20 protein-coding genes are annotated in these 15456 nt (G+C 63.7%); 12 read left to right on the top strand and 8 right to left on the bottom strand.

Features of this window, described 5'->3' with window-relative positions:
* Positions 1 to 18 precede the first annotated feature (18 nt).
* Together ACF8E5_RS21650 and ACF8E5_RS21645 are read left to right on the top strand one after the other, a co-directional pair.
* A complete protein-coding gene (locus ACF8E5_RS21650) occupies positions 19 to 903 on the top strand; it encodes a sugar nucleotide-binding protein (RefSeq protein ID WP_033695074.1) in 885 nt (294 codons plus the stop codon).
* Entirely contained in the window at positions 896 to 1831 is a 936-nt protein-coding gene (locus tag ACF8E5_RS21645; RefSeq protein ID WP_058603962.1) for an NAD-dependent epimerase/dehydratase family protein, read from the top strand. Before ACF8E5_RS21650 ends, ACF8E5_RS21645 begins: the two co-directional genes overlap by 8 nt.
* 87 nt (positions 1832 to 1918) lie before the next feature.
* Here the strand turns inward: ACF8E5_RS21645 and ACF8E5_RS21640 are convergent, their stop codons facing one another.
* The 5 genes from ACF8E5_RS21640 to ACF8E5_RS21620 form a co-directional block, all read right to left on the bottom strand.
* Positions 1919 to 2602 (bottom strand): OmpW family protein, encoded by a 684-nt coding sequence (locus tag ACF8E5_RS21640; protein WP_100852333.1) that lies wholly within the window; start codon positions 2600 to 2602, stop codon positions 1919 to 1921.
* Between the two features lie 108 nt (positions 2603 to 2710).
* On the bottom strand, positions 2711 to 3196 hold the full coding sequence (locus ACF8E5_RS21635) for a DUF3299 domain-containing protein (protein ID WP_392475791.1): 486 nt from the start codon (positions 3194 to 3196) through the stop codon (positions 2711 to 2713).
* Between the two features lie 135 nt (positions 3197 to 3331).
* Positions 3332 to 4597 (bottom strand): ABC transporter permease, encoded by a 1266-nt coding sequence (locus tag ACF8E5_RS21630; protein WP_392475775.1) that lies wholly within the window; start codon positions 4595 to 4597, stop codon positions 3332 to 3334.
* Positions 4597 to 5307, bottom strand: a complete 711-nt coding sequence (locus ACF8E5_RS21625) for an ABC transporter ATP-binding protein (RefSeq protein WP_058638674.1) — start codon at positions 5305 to 5307, stop codon at positions 4597 to 4599. Before ACF8E5_RS21625 ends, ACF8E5_RS21630 begins: the two co-directional genes overlap by 1 nt.
* Positions 5308 to 5886, bottom strand: a complete 579-nt coding sequence (locus ACF8E5_RS21620; RefSeq protein WP_392475774.1) for a DUF2796 domain-containing protein — start codon at positions 5884 to 5886, stop codon at positions 5308 to 5310.
* Between the two features lie 126 nt (positions 5887 to 6012).
* On the opposite strand from ACF8E5_RS21620, the gene ACF8E5_RS21615 reads away from it, so the two are divergent.
* The gene (locus tag ACF8E5_RS21615; RefSeq protein ID WP_058638672.1) at positions 6013 to 6372 is read left to right on the top strand and encodes a hypothetical protein; all 360 of its coding nucleotides are present in this window, start codon (positions 6013 to 6015) and stop codon (positions 6370 to 6372) included.
* A 180-nt stretch (positions 6373 to 6552) separates the two neighbouring features.
* On the opposite strand, the gene trxA is transcribed toward ACF8E5_RS21615, so the two are convergent.
* The 3 genes from trxA to ACF8E5_RS21600 are packed head-to-tail and all read right to left on the bottom strand — an operon-like array spanning position 6553 to position 8569.
* The gene (trxA, locus tag ACF8E5_RS21610) at positions 6553 to 7425 is read right to left on the bottom strand and encodes a thioredoxin (protein WP_058603969.1); all 873 of its coding nucleotides are present in this window, start codon (positions 7423 to 7425) and stop codon (positions 6553 to 6555) included.
* Positions 7426 to 7456: 31 nt separating this feature from the next.
* Positions 7457 to 8116 carry a methyltransferase gene (locus ACF8E5_RS21605; protein WP_058603970.1) on the bottom strand — a complete coding sequence of 220 codons (660 nt, stop codon included), beginning with the start codon at positions 8114 to 8116 and terminating at the stop codon, positions 7457 to 7459.
* Positions 8117 to 8569: a YbaY family lipoprotein gene (locus tag ACF8E5_RS21600; RefSeq protein WP_058638671.1), complete on the bottom strand. Its 453-nt coding sequence runs from the start codon at positions 8567 to 8569 to the stop codon at positions 8117 to 8119.
* 105 nt (positions 8570 to 8674) lie between these two features.
* On the opposite strand from ACF8E5_RS21600, the gene nrdR reads away from it, so the two are divergent.
* From nrdR to ACF8E5_RS21555, 9 genes are all read left to right on the top strand, one after another.
* Positions 8675 to 9139 carry a transcriptional regulator NrdR gene (gene nrdR, locus ACF8E5_RS21595; RefSeq protein WP_027915127.1) on the top strand — a complete coding sequence of 155 codons (465 nt, stop codon included), beginning with the start codon at positions 8675 to 8677 and terminating at the stop codon, positions 9137 to 9139.
* Positions 9140 to 9141: 2 nt separating this feature from the next.
* Positions 9142 to 10272: a bifunctional diaminohydroxyphosphoribosylaminopyrimidine deaminase/5-amino-6-(5-phosphoribosylamino)uracil reductase RibD gene (gene ribD / locus ACF8E5_RS21590; RefSeq protein WP_326383776.1), complete on the top strand. Its 1131-nt coding sequence runs from the start codon at positions 9142 to 9144 to the stop codon at positions 10270 to 10272.
* 40 nt (positions 10273 to 10312) lie between these two features.
* Entirely contained in the window at positions 10313 to 10978 is a 666-nt protein-coding gene (locus ACF8E5_RS21585; protein WP_023534964.1) for a riboflavin synthase, read from the top strand.
* Positions 10979 to 10996: 18 nt separating this feature from the next.
* Positions 10997 to 12088: a bifunctional 3,4-dihydroxy-2-butanone-4-phosphate synthase/GTP cyclohydrolase II gene (gene ribBA / locus ACF8E5_RS21580; protein ID WP_023535004.1), complete on the top strand. Its 1092-nt coding sequence runs from the start codon at positions 10997 to 10999 to the stop codon at positions 12086 to 12088.
* Positions 12089 to 12180: 92 nt separating this feature from the next.
* Positions 12181 to 12657, top strand: coding sequence for a 6,7-dimethyl-8-ribityllumazine synthase (gene ribE, locus ACF8E5_RS21575; RefSeq protein ID WP_023534949.1), 477 nt, complete (start codon positions 12181 to 12183; stop codon positions 12655 to 12657).
* Positions 12654 to 13154, top strand: a complete 501-nt coding sequence (gene nusB / locus ACF8E5_RS21570; protein ID WP_058603973.1) for a transcription antitermination factor NusB — start codon at positions 12654 to 12656, stop codon at positions 13152 to 13154. Before ribE ends, nusB begins: the two co-directional genes overlap by 4 nt.
* A gap of 18 nt (positions 13155 to 13172) precedes the next feature.
* Complete coding sequence (gene thiL, locus ACF8E5_RS21565) at positions 13173 to 14147, top strand: thiamine-phosphate kinase (RefSeq protein WP_392475790.1); 975 nt, start codon at positions 13173 to 13175, stop codon at positions 14145 to 14147.
* Positions 14144 to 14647, top strand: coding sequence for a phosphatidylglycerophosphatase A (locus ACF8E5_RS21560; protein WP_023535011.1), 504 nt, complete (start codon positions 14144 to 14146; stop codon positions 14645 to 14647). The genes thiL and ACF8E5_RS21560 overlap by 4 nt, the downstream gene beginning before the upstream one ends.
* A 13-nt stretch (positions 14648 to 14660) precedes the next feature.
* A complete protein-coding gene (locus ACF8E5_RS21555; RefSeq protein WP_197844161.1) occupies positions 14661 to 15401 on the top strand; it encodes an ABC transporter substrate-binding protein in 741 nt (246 codons plus the stop codon).
* Positions 15402 to 15456 lie beyond the last annotated feature (55 nt).

Here is a 15456-nt window from a genome sequence, read left to right as displayed (position 1 = left end):
TCCGGATCTGCTGACTCTATGCGTATGCGCCTAATGCTGTTGGGTGGTGGCAATGCCCTCGGGCAAGCGCTGATTCGTCTTGGGGCCGAGGAGGACATCGCTTTCATGGCGCCGCGCCCTCCAGAGGAGGGCTGGGCGCCTGCCAGCCTTACCCAGTTGCTCGACGATCATCGTCCCGACGCCGTGGTCAACCTGGCGTATTACTTCGACTGGTTCCAGGCCGAGTCGGTCAGCGAGCAGCGTCTGGCGCTTCAGGAACGCGCCGTGGAGCGGCTGGCAGAGTTGTGCCAGCACCACCAGATCACGCTGGTCCAGCCCTCGAGCTACCGCGTGTTCGATGGCTCGCGTGCCACCGCCTACAGCGAAAAGGACGAGCCTTTGCCGCTTGGCCTGCGCGGGCAGGCGCTCTGGCGTATCGAACAAAGCGTGCGTGCGGCCTGCCCGCAACATGTGCTGTTGCGGTTCGGCTGGGTGCTGGACGAAAGTATCGATGGCCTGCTTGGCCGTTTCCTGACGCGCGCCGAGCTACCCCAGGAATTGCTGCTGGCCGATGATCGGCGTGGCAACCCGACACCCGTCGACGATGCGGCCAGGGTCATTCTCTCGGTGCTCAAGCAACTGGACTGCAATTCGCCGTTGTGGGGTACCTACCACTACGCCGGGAACGAAGCGACCACGCCTGTGGCGCTAGGCCAGGCGATCCTCGCCGAGGCCGGCCAGCATCGACAGCTCGCGGTGCAGACGCCAACGCCGCAGGCCCATGCCGCGCGCCCGGATGCCAGCGAAGAGCCGCAGAACGCAGTGCTGGCGTGCAAGAAAATCCTTCACACCTTCGGTATCAAGCCCCGTGCCTGGCGTGCAGGCTTGCCGCCTCTTCTGGACCGGTTCTATCGCCATGGCTGATGCCCCCATCCTGATCACCGGCGGTGCCGGCTTCATCGGCTCTCACCTGAGCGACGCCTTGCTGGCGCGTGGCTACGCCGTGCGCATTGTCGACGACCTCTCCACGGGCAAGCGCGACAACCTGCAACTGGGCCACCCCCTGCTTGAGCTTGTCGAGGGGGACGTTGCCGACGCCGAATTGGTCCAACGCGCAGCGGCAGGCTGCCAGGCCGTGGTGCACTTGGCTGCGGTGGCCTCGGTGCAGGCTTCGGTCGACGATCCGGTGCGCACGCACCAGAGCAATTTCATCGGCACGCTCAACGTGTGCGAAGCCATGCGTGTTCACGGGGTGCGTCGCGTGTTGTTCGCGTCCAGTGCAGCGGTCTATGGCAACAACGGTGAAGGCCAGTCCATTGCCGAAGATACGCCCAAGGCGCCGCTGACACCGTATGCCGTGGACAAGCTGGCCAGCGAGCAGTACCTGGACTTCTACCGGCGCCAGCATGGGCTTGAGCCTGTGATATTCCGGTTCTTCAACATCTTCGGGCCGCGGCAGGACCCTTCCTCGCCTTATTCGGGCGTCATCAGCATCTTCAGCGAGCGTGCACTGCAAGGTCAGCCAATCACCGTGTTCGGTGACGGCGAGCAGACGCGGGACTTCCTGTATGTGGGTGACCTGGTACAGGTCATGGTGCAAGCGCTCGAGCAAGCGCAGGTCGAGGAGGGGGCCGTGAACATCGGTCTCAACCAGGCCACGTCACTGAACCAGATGCTCGCTGCGCTCCAGCAGGTGGTGGGCAGCTTGCCCGCAGTCAGCTATACCACGCCGCGCTCGGGCGACATCCGCCATTCGCGTGCGGACAACAGGCGGTTGCTGGCTCGCTTCGACTTCAAGCGGGCCACCTCGATGGTGGAGGGCCTGTCCCGGTTGTTGGGCAAGCTCCGTTAGCAACCGATGGGCGCCCAGTCCGGCGCTCAGTACGACAGTAACGAAACGGGGCGGCCTTGGCCGCCCCGTGTGTTTTGCAGCGCTCGATCAGAACTTGTAGCCCAGGCCGACCATGTAGACCCAAGGGTCCACGTCCACGTCGACCTTGGTCTTGCTATAGCCCAAGGCGCTCGGGCCGTTCACGCTGGCCTTGGTGTCGATGTCCACATACCAGACAGCGGCGTTGACCAGCAGGTTGTCGGTGATCATGTAGTCCATGCCCAGCTGGCCGGCGAACCCGACCGAATCCTGCAGTTTCAGGTTGCTGAACCCTTGTTGCTTGCGGTTGCTGCTCAGGTCTTCATCGAAGAACAAGGTGTAGTTGATGCCCACGCCCGCATAGGGTTGGAACTTCGACGACGCCTCCATCGGGTAGTACTGCAACGAAAGGGTCGGCGGCAGTTGCTTGATGTCGGCCAGCTTGCCATCCAGCCCACCGCCCAGCCCTTTCACCCCTACCGTGTGCTTGAACGGCGTGGCTGCCAGCAATTCCAGGCCAATGTGGTCGGTGAGCATGTAGGCGAATGCCAGACCCAGCTGGGTATCGCTGTCCAGGGTCGCCTTGGTGCCTGCCACCTTGTTGCCGTCGAACTTCAGGTCGCTGCTGCTCTCGTTGGGCGCGGTGGTGATGGCGCCAGCACGTACGATGAAATCACCGGGTTGATAAGCGTGCGCAGCCGGGGCGGTGAGTGCCAGGGCCACGAGTGAGGCACCGAGCAAGGACTTGTTCATGGAAGCTCCCAAAGGACGTTGATAATCGTGTAGTCCAATGGTACGGATGCAACTAAACAGAAAGTTTGACCCAGCTCAAAGAAGCGTCTGCACCGGCCTTCGGAAGGCTCATCTGAGTTCGTAGGCGTAGATCTTCTCGGCTTCCATCTGGTAACCCGCCTCAGCCAGTTCGCTGCTCGAGGGTTTGACATGCATCGTGCCCTCTATCCAGTAGGGCTGATACAGATCTTCGACCCTTACGCCCATTTCACTGACGATGTGCACAATCTGGTTCGACGGGGGCGGGGGCACGTGGATGCACGCACCGTAGTACGGCACCAGCAGAAATTCGGTGGTGCGGCCTTGCTCATTGACCTCCAGCGGCACGATGTAGCCCGGCAGCTTGATCTGCTGGCCATCGAGGCTGTTCACCACGGGTGCAGCAGACGCCTGCTGGCGCGCGGCCGGGGCGGACTCGGCAGACAGTGCATCGCTGAGCTGCGACATGTCATGCAGGGGCGCCAGTTGCGGCGCGACGACCGGTGCGCCTTCGGGGATCAGGGCGGGCCAGTCGAGCTCTCTGGGCTGCGATGCCCATGCAGGTACCGCAAGCATCACGAGCAGCGAAAAAAGCAGGCGCCGGGCGGGGCTACCGGTTGGCAGGCGGGCCCCCATACGGCATGTCCATGCGCTTGCAAGCGCATGGAGAGCCCCGAGGCAGGCAGTGAGAAATCGGATCATCACAGGCTCTCAAAGGTGGATCGACAAACCATCTGCCAACGACTGCCGATAGGCTCGCCATGCCGGAACGCTGCCCATCAACAGCGCTGCGCCAAGGATGATAGCCAGCAACGACCATTCATGCGTGCTGGGCCAGGCCAATGGCAGGTACAAGCCATAGTTGGCCTGCACGTAACCCTGGGCCAGGGCGATGCCGGCGTACAGCAGGCCAAGCCCGGCAACGATCCCGGCCGTTGCCAGAGCCAGAGCCTCAAGTACCAGCAGCCCGGCGATGTGCCATGGTCGTGCACCTACCGAGCGCAGGATCGCCATTTCCCGGCGGCGCTCGTTCAGACTGGTAAGAATCGCCGTGAGCATGCCGATCAGCCCGGTCAGCACAACGAACAGCGAGACCACGAACAGGGCTTGTTCGGCAGTGCCCATCAGGCTCCACAACTCCTGCAACGCCACCCCCGGCAAAATCGCCAACAGCGGCTCGCTGCGGTATTCATTGATTTCGCGCTGCAGGCTGAAGGTGGCGATCTTGTTGTTCAAGCCCAGCATGAACGCCGTGATCGCAGCGGGTTGCAGGTCCATGCCACGCGCCTGTTCTGCACTGATGCGTCCCGCACCTCGGGCCGGCACCCCGTTGTGCCAGTCGATATGGATCGCCTCCATGCCGGCCAGGCTGATGTACAAGGTGCGGTCAACCGGCGTGCCGGTGCGCTTGAGTACACCGACCACGGTAAATGGTTTGTCGTCGTGCTTGACCAGGCTGATCGCCGCCACGCCATGGGCCAGCACCAGTTTGTCGCCCAGCTTGTAGTGCAAGGCGTCGGCAACCTCCGCGCCCAGTACCACTTCGAAAGGATCGTCGGCAAATTCCCGGCCCTCGCGCAACGCCAGGTGCTGCTTGCGCCCGTACTGATAGTGGTCGAAATAGGCGCCGGTGGTGCCCATCACCCGGTAGCCGCGGTGCGAGTCGCCCAGCGAGATGGGGATCGCCCACTTCACCCGTGGGTCCTGGGCGTAGTGCTGGTAGCTGTCCCAGCGTATGTTGTTGGTGGCATTGCCGATGCGAAACACCGAGTACAGCAGCAGGTTCACCGAACCTGAACGCGCACCGACAATCAGGTCAGTACCACTGATGGTGCTGGCAAAGCTGGCGCGGGCTTCGGTGCGCACCCGTTCGACAGCCAGCAGCAGGCAAACCGACAAGGCGATGGCAAACGCGGTCAGAAAGGCGGTGAAGCGGCGGTTGGCCAGGCTGGCCAGGGCAAGGCGAAGCAGGTACATCATGCCTCCCGGGGCTTGGCGGCACGATTGAGCTCGGCCAGGGACAGGTGTCGGTCGAACAGCGGGGCCAGGCTCTGGTCATGACTGACGAACAGCAAGCTAGAGCCTGCCGCGCGGCATTCATCGAACAGCAACGCGATGAACGCTTCGCGGGTATCGGCATCCAGCGCTGATGTGGGTTCATCGGCGATCACCAGCTCGGGTTGGCCGATCAAGGCGCGGGCGGCGGCGACGCGTTGCTGCTGGCCGATCGACAGGCTGTCGGCTCGCCGCGTGAGCAACTGCGGATCGCCCAGGCCCAGGTGGGCAAGCAATTCGCGGGCGGCCTGGTCGACGCTACCGTGGCGCTCGACGGCACGCTGGGCGCGGCTGCGCGAGAAACGACAGGGCAGCTCGACATTTTCCCGCACCGAGAGAAACGGCAGCAGGTTGAATTGCTGGAAGATGTAGCCGGTGTGGTCCACACGAAAACGGTCGCGGGCACCTTGGCCGAGTAGGGCCAAGTCCTGCCCAAGCAGTTGGATTCGCCCACGGCCTGGCCGGTTGACCCCGCCGAGCAGGCCCAGCAGGGTGGTCTTGCCACTGCCGCTTGGGCCCTTGAGAAACACGGCTTCACCGGCTTGCAGTTCAAAGGCCGGGATATCCAGCAACGGCGGTTGTCCCGGCCAGGCGAACGCCAGGTCTTGCAGGTGGATCAGCGGCTGGTTCATTCAGAGTGTGACCACAGCCTTGGTTGGCGAGGTTCCCACCCCCTTCTGGCCGTTCGGGCCGATCAATTGCACATTGATTTTCTGCGTGGCGGGGAAGGCCTTGAACAGCGGCGACAGGTCGATCTGAGTGAGTTTTTCGGGCGCTGTGCAGGTGAGTTGGTAATGGGCGTTGATGTCGCTGTGAACGTGGCCTTTTTCGTGCTCGTCGGCATCATCGTCCGCCTTGGCGGCATCCCCAAACAGCGGGCTTTGCAGTTCTTGCTGGTCTGGTGTGCAACCCGCGGCCGCCGTCAATGCGAACAACTTCAGGGGCTGTTCCAACTGCTGACGCACCGCGGCCACCTTGGCCTTGTCGGCATCGCTGCTGGCCATGTGCTCGAAGCCGACCAGGTTCATCGCCGGGCTGTCCAGCTCAAGCTCCAGGGTATTGCCGTCAAGCACGGCATTGAGCTTGGCCACGCCATGCTCATGGGCGGCAAGCGTGCCATGGCCGTGATCATGCTCATGTTCTTCGTGGGCATGGGCCGTCATGGCCAATGGCAAGCAGGCGAAGGGCAAGGCTAGCAGCAGACGACGCATGGGCGACTCCAGGAGCGGATTGTAGGAGTGGTTATGTTATAACGATTGTTTGGCAGGCCGCCAGCCTCGTGGCTCAGGTTTCATGTTGCGGTAGCATGGCGACAATGACTTGAGCGAGGACCTACAGTGAGAATTCGTGGAACGATCGGTAAGTGGCCGGTGGACTTGACCATCGAGCTTGATCCCCAGGAATGGGCGCAGTTGGCACGGCCAGCCGAACAGCTCCCTGCTTCGACACCCCAGCCAGCTGCCGCGGTGCCTCCCGCAGCAGCAAAGGATGATGGGCCGTGGCGGGTAGCCTGCGAATTATTGCGCACGGCTGGCCGGATGGAGGGGCCTGAGCTACTTGAGCATTTGCAGGGCCTCACGGGGGACTTTGGCGCAGCCAAGCGGTTGCTGGTGCGGTTGCGGCACCATGGGCAAGTGCGGGTGTTCAGTGAGGGCGAAACGCCAGTGTATGTGTGGCAGGCCGGCGAAAAGGCGTAGACGACCTCGAACGACGTGACAAGCGTGTCAGTGGCCGGCTCACGGGGCAAGGCGGAGCAACCCAGGCAACAGGTGCTGGGCCTGATCAGTACCGAGCCGCTCGTATCCCAGAGCAGAGTTTGAGCACTAGGGCATGAGCAGGGTGGCGTACCTTGCTCATGCCTCCACGCCTGATAAGCGTCAGTACATCGCAGCAAACAGCTTACGGCGATACGTACCCACCAGCGGATGGGCACTGCCGAGCAACTCGAACACCTGTAGCAATGCCTTGTGTGGCAGCCCGTTTTCGTAACCGCGATTGCGCTGGAACAGCTTGAGCAGGCTTTCGAGCGCGGGCTCGTACTGCTGGCGTGCCAGCTGCTGAATGCACAATTGGTACGTGGCTTCGTCATCCTGTGGATTCTGCGCCAGGCGACTTTTCAGGTCGGCAACCTCCGGCAGGCTGGCGGCCTGGCGCAGGAACGTCAGTTGCGCTTTGGCGCCGGCCAGAGCGGCCTTGTGGTCCTCTGTCTTGACCGCATCCAGCACCACCTGGGCCTCGCCCAGTTCACCGCGCTCGGCCAGGCAGCGGGCGTACAGAATCAGGCCTTCGGCGTTGCTGTTGTCCTCTGCAAGCAATTGCTGCAGCACGGCTTCGGCTTCGCCAAAGCGGCTTTCGGCAAACAGTGCCTGAGCCTGTTCCAGCGGCGAAGCGGTGGGTGGCGCCGGCAGCTGCACATGCGGCTCGAGCATGGCGCGGATCGCCGATTCCGGCTGGGCACCGGCAAAGCCGTCGACCGGCTGGCCATCCTTGAACAGCACCACGGTCGGCAAGCTGCGGATGCCGAATTGCGCCACTACCTGCTGCTCGACGTCACAGTTGATCTTGGCCAGCAGCAGTTCGCCCTGGTACTCCTCGGCAATTTTTGCCAGAAGGGGCATCAAAGCCTTGCACGGCGCGCACCATTCGGCCCAGAAATCGACCAGCACCGGCTTGTGGAATGAGTTCTCGATCACCAATTGCTGGAACGTGGCATCGGTGGCATCGAAGATGTATGGGGTGTCCTGGCTCATCGCGACTCTCGCAAATCCGTGAATGGCACCACTATAAAGGCTCGCGGCTGGCGTGGTACAGGCTGACCCGGCGGAATTCGTGCGGCTCGGCCAGGTCCGGAAGGGTCAAGGCGTCGAGCACCCCGAGCGATCGGTACAAAGGGTGGCTGAAGTCCCGCACGCGCGAGTCGGCCACCAGTGCCTGTCGGCCCCGGTCGAGGAAGGCATCGAGCAGCGGCAGGTTGGCGCGGTCGTAGAGCACATCGGCCACCAGGATCAGGTCAAAACGGTCACCTTCGGCAAAAAAGTCGCTGCTGTAGCCCAGTTCCACCTCGTTCAAGGCGGCGTTGGCACGGCAGGCGTCCAACGCCAGCGGATCAAGGTCGCAGGCCACGACCTCCAGCGCACCTGCACGGGCAGCGGCAATACCGGCGATGCCGGAACCGGCGCCAAAATCGAGCACCCGCTTGCCGGCTACCCACTCCCGGTGCTCGGCCAGGTAGCGCGCCATGGCCAGGCCGCTGGCCCAGCAGAAGCTCCAGTACGGCGGGTCTTCGAGAATGCGCCGGGTTTCTTCACTGCTGAAGGCGCGGTCCATGTTCTGGTCATCGATCAGCCATAGTTTCAACGCGCAGCCGGGCAGGTCGCTGATCACCAGCCGTGCTTCGCCAATCAGGCCGCTCAGGGCCTGTTGCAATGCCACTGGCGCCACTTACGGTGCCTTTTCGAACTGCAGCGGGCCGGTGGCCTGGGTCTGTGCCTGGGTGATGCGCAGCGGCGGCAAGTGCATGATCAACTGGCCAGAGCGGCTGGCTCGTCCGCGCAGCTCCACCCTGGCGCCGGCCGGAAATGCCTCGGGATTGAAGCGCAGCTGGTAGGGCAAGGCCTGTCCGGTACCCGGCAGGGTGCTACTGGCCAGCAGCTGTTGCGGCCGATCGCGCTCATCGATCACCAGCAGGGCAAGTTCCACCTCTGCGCCTGCGGGGATTCCCAGCAACGTGCCGCTCAGCTCGCGCTGATAAGCCGGCAAGGGGCCAAGCGGCTGGGCCTTTTTGGCCACCTTGGCGGGCGCCGGGGCAGGCGGTTGTTCGGTCTTGGGCCGGTCACTGCCGCAGGCGGTGAGCAGGGCGGCGCAGCACAGCACGGCAAGCGCGCGAAGAGGCATGGGGTAGTCCTTCAGGGGCAGAATTGCATGGATGTTAACCCCTTTGGCTTGTCTTGCCAGTGGGATGCGCTACCATGGCCCTCCCTTTTTTTGTTGCCTGCCACCATGCACTGTCCGTTTTGCGGTGCCAACGACACCAAGGTCATCGACTCGCGCCTGGTCGCCGAGGGCGAGCAAGTGCGGCGCCGTCGCGAATGCGTCGCCTGCGGCGAGCGCTTCACCACCTTCGAAACCGCCGAGCTGGTACTACCCCGGCTGATCAAGCAGGACGGTACTCGCCAGCCCTTCGACGAAGACAAGTTGCGGGCCGGCATGCAGCGTGCGCTGGAAAAACGCCCTGTCAGTGTCGAGCGCCTCGAAGCCGCCCTGGCCCACATCAAGAGTCGGCTGCGGGCCACCGGTGAGCGCGAGGTCAAGTCGCTGGTGGTGGGCGAGCTGGTGATGGGCGAGTTGCGCAAGCTCGATGAAGTGGCCTACATCCGCTTCGCCTCGGTTTATCGGCGCTTCCAGGACCTTGACGAATTCCGCGAAGAAATCGACCGCCTGGCCCGTGAGCCAGCCAAAGAGTGAGCATGCAAACCCCCGCAGCTGTGCTTGACGCCCATTACATGGCCCGCGCGCTTGAGTTGGCGCGCAAGGGGCTCTACACCACCCACCCCAACCCGCGTGTGGGCTGCGTCATCGTCCGCGATGGCGAGGTGGTGGGCGAGGGCTGGCATGTACGCGCCGGGGAGCCACACGCCGAGGTGCATGCGCTTGCCCAGGCAGGCGAGCGTGCGCGGGGCGGCTGTGCCTATGTCACCCTCGAACCCTGCAGCCACCATGGCCGTACGCCGCCGTGTGCCGAAGCCTTGGTCAAGGCCGGTGTGGCGCGGGTGGTGGCCGCCATGCAGGACCCGAATCCCCAGGTGGCCGGGCAAGGCCTGCAGCGGCTTGCCCAGGCCGGTATCGACGTGGCCAGCGGGGTGCTCGAAGCGCAGGCACGGGCACTCAACCCTGGGTTTCTCAAGCGCATGGAGCAGGGGTTGCCGTTCGTGCGCGCCAAGCTGGCCATGAGCCTGGATGGTCGTACCGCCATGGCCAGCGGCGAAAGCCAGTGGATCACCGGCCCTGCGGCGCGTTCTGCCGTGCAGCGCCTGCGGGCGCGCTCAAGCGTGGTGCTGACCAGTGCAAGCAGCGTGCTGGCTGACGGTGCACGCATGACGGTGCGTGGCGCCGAGTTGGGCCTGGACGCCGAAACCACCGCGCTTGCCCTGAGCCGGGCACCGCTGCGGGTGCTGGTCGATGGCCGTTTGCGCTTGCCCTTGCAGGCACCATTCTTCCAGGCCGGCCCGGCGCTGGTGGTGACCGCCGTCGCAGATGACCCACGTTATGCCGCTGCCGGCCATGAACTGCTTAGCCTGCCCGGTGACAATGGCCATGTCGACCTGCGTGCCCTGCTTCAAGCCCTGGCCGCCCGTGGCGTCAACGAAATCCTGCTGGAAGCCGGCGCAGGTCTGGTGGGTGCCTTCGCCCAGCAAGGCCTTGTCGACGAGTACCAGCTGTTCATGGCCGGCACCTTCCTGGGCTCAAGCGCACGTCCCCTGCTGGACTGGCCACTGAACCGCATGAGCGAGGCACCGCGGCTGCAGATCACCGACATGCGCGCAGTAGGCGATGACTGGCGGGTCACAGCCGTACCGCTGCCTGCTCCCGGCGTATAATGCGCGGCTTGCCCCGCGCACACCGTTTTGAGGAAGACCCATGTTCACCGGCATCATCGAATCCATCGGCACCATCCGCAGCCTGACGCCCAAAGGCGGCGACGTGCGCGTGCACGTCGACACCGGCAAGCTCGACCTGGGTGACGTCAAGCTTGGCGACAGCATCGCCGTCAATGGCGTGTGCCTGACGGCGGTGGAGTTGCCGGGCAACGGCTTCTGGGCCGATGTCAGCGTGGAAACCCTCAAGCGCACGGCCTTCGTCGACCTGAAAAGTGGCAGCAAGGTCAACCTTGAAAAAGCGCTGACGCCCACCACCCGCCTGGGAGGGCACCTGGTCAGCGGCCATGTCGACGGCGTGGGCGAAATCATCTCGCGCAGCGATAACGCCCGCGCCATCCAGTTTCGCGTGCGTGCGCCGCGAGAACTGGCCAAGTACATCGCCCACAAGGGTTCGATCACCGTCGATGGCACCAGCCTGACGGTCAATGAGGTCAATGGCGCCGAATTCGAGCTGACCATCGTCCCGCACACCCTGTCCGAAACCATCATGGCCGACTACCGCGCAGGGCGTCGGGTTAACCTTGAGGTCGACCTGCTGGCCCGTTACCTGGAGCGCTTGCTGCTGGGCGACAAGGCGGCCGAGCCGAGCAAGGGCAGTGGCATCACCGAAAGTTTCCTGGCCGCCAACGGCTTCTTGAAATCCTGATTGAGAAGGGGGTGCCGCGTGGCGCTCAACAGCATCGAAGAACTGGTCGAAGACATCCGCCAGGGCAAAATGGTCATCCTGATGGATGACGAAGACCGCGAGAACGAAGGCGATATCATCATGGCAGCCGAATGCTGCCAGCCCGAGCACATCAACTTCATGGCCAAGCACGCCCGTGGCCTGATCTGCATGCCAATGACCCGCGAACGTTGCGAAACCCTCAAGCTGCCGCTGATGGCGCCGCGCAATGGTTCGGGTTTCGGCACCAAGTTCACCGTTTCGATCGAGGCGGCCGAAGGGGTCACCACCGGCATCTCCGCCGCCGACCGTGCCCGCACCGTGCAAGCGGCTGCCGCCCGGGACGCCAAGGCTGAAGACATCGTCAGCCCCGGGCATATCTTCCCGCTCATGGCTCAGCCAGGCGGTACGCTGGCACGCGCCGGGCACACCGAGGCAGCCTGCGACTTGGCACGCATGGCCGGGTTCGAACCCAGCGGCGTGATCTGCGAGGTGATGAACGACGACGGCACCATGTCGCGCCGCGCCGAACTGGAAGTGTTCGCGGCCGAGCACGGCCTGAAGATCGGCACCATCGCCGATCTCATTCACTACCGCATGATCCACGAGCGCACCGTGCAGCGGGTCTCCGAGCAGTCGGTGGAAAGCGAGCTGGGCGAGTTCAACCTGGTCACCTACCGCGATGCGGTGGAAGGTGACGTGCACATGGCCTTGACCCTGGGCACCATCTGCGCCGAAGAGCCCACCCTGGTGCGGGTGCACAACATGGACCCGCTGCGTGACCTGCTGCTGGTCAAGCAGCCGGGCCGCTGGAGCCTGCGCGCCGCCATGGCCGCCGTGGCCGAAGCCGGAAGCGGTGTGGTGCTGCTGCTGGGGCACCCGCTTGATGGCGACGTGCTGCTCGCGCATATCCGCGAAAGCGCAGGCGATGCACCGGCCAAGACCCCGACCACCTACAGCACCGTGGGTGCCGGTTCGCAGATCCTGCGTGACCTGGGTGTGCGCAAGATGCGCCTGATGAGTTCGCCGATGAAGTTCAATGCGATATCCGGATTCGACCTGGAAGTTGTAGAATACGTGCCCTCCGAGTGACTTGAGGCGGCAATGACGCCCTGCAGCTCGAGTCCATACCCCTGTCGAGGCCGCCAGCAAGCGGCCTTGCGTTTGAAGATGAGAATATCGCAATGACCCTGAAGACCATCGAAGGTACCTTCATTGCCCCCAAAGGTCGCTATGCTTTGGTGGTTGGCCGCTTCAACAGCTTCGTTGTCGAAAGCCTGGTAAGTGGTGCCGTTGATGCCCTGGTACGCCATGGCGTCAGCGAAAACGACATCACCATCATCCGTGCGCCTGGCGCGTTCGAGATTCCGCTGGTTGCCCAGAAGGTCGCCCAGCAGGGTGCTTACGACGCGATCATCGCACTGGGCGCTGTGATCCGTGGCGGCACCCCGCACTTTGAATACGTGGCGGGCGAGTGCACCAAGGGCCTGGCCCAGGTGTCCATGGAGTTCGGTGTCCCTGTGGCGTTCGGCGTACTGACCGTCGACTCCATCGAGCAGGCCATCGAGCGTTCCGGCACCAAAGCCGGCAACAAAGGTGCAGAAGCCGCCCTGTCTGCCCTGGAAATGGTAAGCCTGCTGGCGCAGTTGGAGGCCAAGTGATTAGCGACGAAAGCGATCGTTTCAACCCGCGCGATCCCAAACCTGCGGATGCCGGCAAGCCATCGAAGAGCGCCAAGCGCCGTGAAGCCCGCAAGCTCGCGACCCAAGCGCTGTATCAATGGCACATGGCGCAGCATTCGTTGAACGAGATCGAAGCGCAGTTTCGGGTCGATAACGATTTTGCGGATGTCGACGGCGCCTACTTCCGTGAAATCCTGCATGGCGTTCCGGCCATCAAGGACGAAATCGACAGTGCGCTCAAGCCCTGCCTGGACCTGAGCCTCGACGAGCTCGACCCGGTCGAACTGGCCGTGTTGCGTCTGTCCACTTGGGAATTCATCAAGCGCATCGACGTGCCTTATCGCGTTGTGATCAACGAAGGCGTCGAGCTGGCCAAGGTCTTCGGCGCCACCGACGGTCACAAGTTCGTCAACGGCGTGCTCGACAAACTGGCACCGACGCTGCGCGAAGTCGAAGTCAAGGCGAACAAGCGCTAATTGCGGCGCAGCCTGGCCATGGGTGAGTTCGAGCTGATCAACCGTTACTTCGCCTCCGCGCACTGTGCAGTGCACGGCGAGGGCGAAGGGGTGGCGCTGGGCATCGGTGACGACTGTGCCCTGTTGGATCTCCCTCCCGGTGAGCAGTTGGCCGTCTCGACCGACACCCTGGTAGCCGGCGTGCATTTCCCTGCCGTCTGCGACCCGAAGCTGCTGGGGCAGCGCTGCCTGGCCGTCGCTGTCAGTGACCTGGCCGCCATGGGCGCTACTGCGATCGGCTTCACGCTGGCCCTTACCCTGCCTGACGTCAGCCACGAGTGGTTGGAGGAGTTTTCGGCAGGGCTCAGCCGCATGGCACACCGTTGCCGCATGAGCCTGATTGGCGGTGACACGACCCGAGGTCCGTTGAGCATCACCGTGACGGTGTTCGGCCGTGTGCCCACCGGGCAGGCATTACGACGCACTGGCGCCCAGCCAGGCGACCTGCTGTATGTCGGTGGCTCGCTGGGCAAGGCCGCTGGCGCCTTGCCCCTGGTGCTCGGGCAGCGCCAGGCACCGCCGGCCGTGGCAGCGCCGCTGCTGGCCCACTATTGGGCGCCCATGCCGCAGCTCACCCTCGGTGCCTTGCTCAGAGGGCACGCTACGGCGGCACTCGACATTTCCGATGGCTTGCTAGCCGATTGCGGTCATATCGCCAAGGCCTCTGGCGTGGCGCTCGAGGTGAACGTGGCACAAGTGCCGGTGTCCCCCGAAGTGGAGGCGTTCCTGGGGCGCGAGGCGGCCGTGCAGGCAGCGCTCGCCGGTGGTGACGACTACATCCTAGCGTTCACGGCACCCCCGGACGCCTTGACGCACCTTGCGCACTTTGGCTTCATCCAGGTCTACCCCATTGGCCGCGTACTGCAAGGGCAGGGCGTGTCCCTGCGCGACGCGCACGGTCAGGACATCACGCCTCGGCAGCGGGGCTACCAACACTTTAGGGAGATACCGTGACCGACCACCCCAATCAGGTGCCTGCGGAGTTCGTTCCGCCATCGGTCTGGCGCAACCCTTGGCACTTCATCGCGTTCGGGTTCGGCTCCGGCACCTTGCCCAAGGCGCCTGGCACCTGGGGCTCGCTGGTGGCGATACCCTTCATTCCGCTCTGGCAGATGCTGCCCGATTGGGGCTACTGGCTGGTACTGGGTATCACCATGCTGTTCGGCTTCTGGCTGTGCGGCAAGGTGGCCAATGACTTGCGCGTGCATGATCATGAAGGCATCGTCTGGGACGAAATGGTCGGCATGTGGATTACGCTGTGGCTGGTGCCCGATGGCTGGCAGTGGCTGTTGGCGGGCTTTCTGATGTTCCGCTTCTTCGACATCCTCAAGCCTTGGCCCATCCGTTGGATTGATCGTCACGTCCATGGCGGCGTCGGCATCATGCTCGATGACGTGCTGGCCGGCGTCTTCGCCTGGTTGGGCATGCAGGTTCTGGTATGGGCTGTCGCATAGAACGGGGGCTGCCATGGTGCTGAAGGGTATGCTGCTGGCATTACTGATGGTCGCGGCCCCGTGGGCGACTGCCGGCGATAGCCAACCTGACCAGGTTCACCTGGTCAGCGAGGAGTGGGCCGACTACACCAACGCAGATGGCACCGGTGTGGCCTGGGACGTGATGCGTAAGGTGTTCCAGCCCGCAGGGATCGAGGTCGTGCCGCAGAGTGCGCCCTACAGCCGTGCCATTGGCCTGGTCAAACGTGGCGAGGCTGATGCCTGGGTCGGCTCCTACAAGAACGAAAGTGAAGACAACCTCTACCCTCGCTGGCATTTCGACGTCGACCATGTCTACGCCCTCGGGCTTGCCAGCAAGCCGGCCCCCACACTGGCAACCATAGGCGACTATCGCCTGGCCTGGGTGCGTGGCTATGCCTATGGCAAATACCTGCCCCGCGTGCGGGAGTACCGTGAAATCCAGCGACGCGAAGGCATTCTGCCCATGCTTGAGCATGACCGGGTGGACTTCTATGTCGACGCCATGACCGAAGTGGACTACGTCATTGGGCAAAGCTCGCAACCTGGTCGATTCCGGCGTACCCACGTGGTCGAGCTGCCCATGTACCTGGCGTTCGCCCGCAGTGAGCGGGGTGAGGCATTGCGTGATGTGTTCGACAAACGCATGGCCGAACTGGTGCGCAGCGGCGAACTCAGGCCGATATTCGAGCGTTGGAAACAGCCTTATCCTTTCGATACCAGCGCCAAGCCGTAGCGCGTTGCGCATAGCCGCACCTGCCACGCATCGAGGTTTTCGATAATAACCGGCG

Origin of the sequence: Pseudomonas sp. WSY_20, assembly GCF_043104335.1 — a bacterium.
GTDB lineage: Bacteria > Pseudomonadota > Gammaproteobacteria > Pseudomonadales > Pseudomonadaceae > Aquipseudomonas > Aquipseudomonas parafulva_B.
Note: the sequence above shows the minus strand (reverse complement) of the source record. Positions and strands in the feature narration are given on the sequence as shown.

Coding starts and splice junctions, on each gene's coding strand:
- ACF8E5_RS21650 (WP_033695074.1), top strand. CDS start 19: ATGCGTATGCGCCTAATGCTGTTGGGTGGTGGCAATGCCCTCGGGCAA.
- ACF8E5_RS21645 (WP_058603962.1), top strand. CDS start 896: ATGGCTGATGCCCCCATCCTGATCACCGGCGGTGCCGGCTTCATCGGC.
- ACF8E5_RS21640 (WP_100852333.1), bottom strand. CDS start 2,602: ATGAACAAGTCCTTGCTCGGTGCCTCACTCGTGGCCCTGGCACTCACC.
- ACF8E5_RS21635 (WP_392475791.1), bottom strand. CDS start 3,196: ATGCTTGCGGTACCTGCATGGGCATCGCAGCCCAGAGAGCTCGACTGG.
- ACF8E5_RS21630 (WP_392475775.1), bottom strand. CDS start 4,597: ATGTACCTGCTTCGCCTTGCCCTGGCCAGCCTGGCCAACCGCCGCTTC.
- ACF8E5_RS21625 (WP_058638674.1), bottom strand. CDS start 5,307: ATGAACCAGCCGCTGATCCACCTGCAAGACCTGGCGTTCGCCTGGCCG.
- ACF8E5_RS21620 (WP_392475774.1), bottom strand. CDS start 5,886: ATGCGTCGTCTGCTGCTAGCCTTGCCCTTCGCCTGCTTGCCATTGGCC.
- trxA (WP_058603969.1), bottom strand. CDS start 7,425: ATGAGCCAGGACACCCCATACATCTTCGATGCCACCGATGCCACGTTC.
- ACF8E5_RS21600 (WP_058638671.1), bottom strand. CDS start 8,569: ATGCCTCTTCGCGCGCTTGCCGTGCTGTGCTGCGCCGCCCTGCTCACC.
- nrdR (WP_027915127.1), top strand. CDS start 8,675: ATGCACTGTCCGTTTTGCGGTGCCAACGACACCAAGGTCATCGACTCG.
- ribD (WP_326383776.1), top strand. CDS start 9,142: ATGCAAACCCCCGCAGCTGTGCTTGACGCCCATTACATGGCCCGCGCG.
- ACF8E5_RS21585 (WP_023534964.1), top strand. CDS start 10,313: ATGTTCACCGGCATCATCGAATCCATCGGCACCATCCGCAGCCTGACG.
- ribE (WP_023534949.1), top strand. CDS start 12,181: ATGACCCTGAAGACCATCGAAGGTACCTTCATTGCCCCCAAAGGTCGC.
- thiL (WP_392475790.1), top strand. CDS start 13,173: ATGGGTGAGTTCGAGCTGATCAACCGTTACTTCGCCTCCGCGCACTGT.
- ACF8E5_RS21555 (WP_197844161.1), top strand. CDS start 14,661: ATGGTGCTGAAGGGTATGCTGCTGGCATTACTGATGGTCGCGGCCCCG.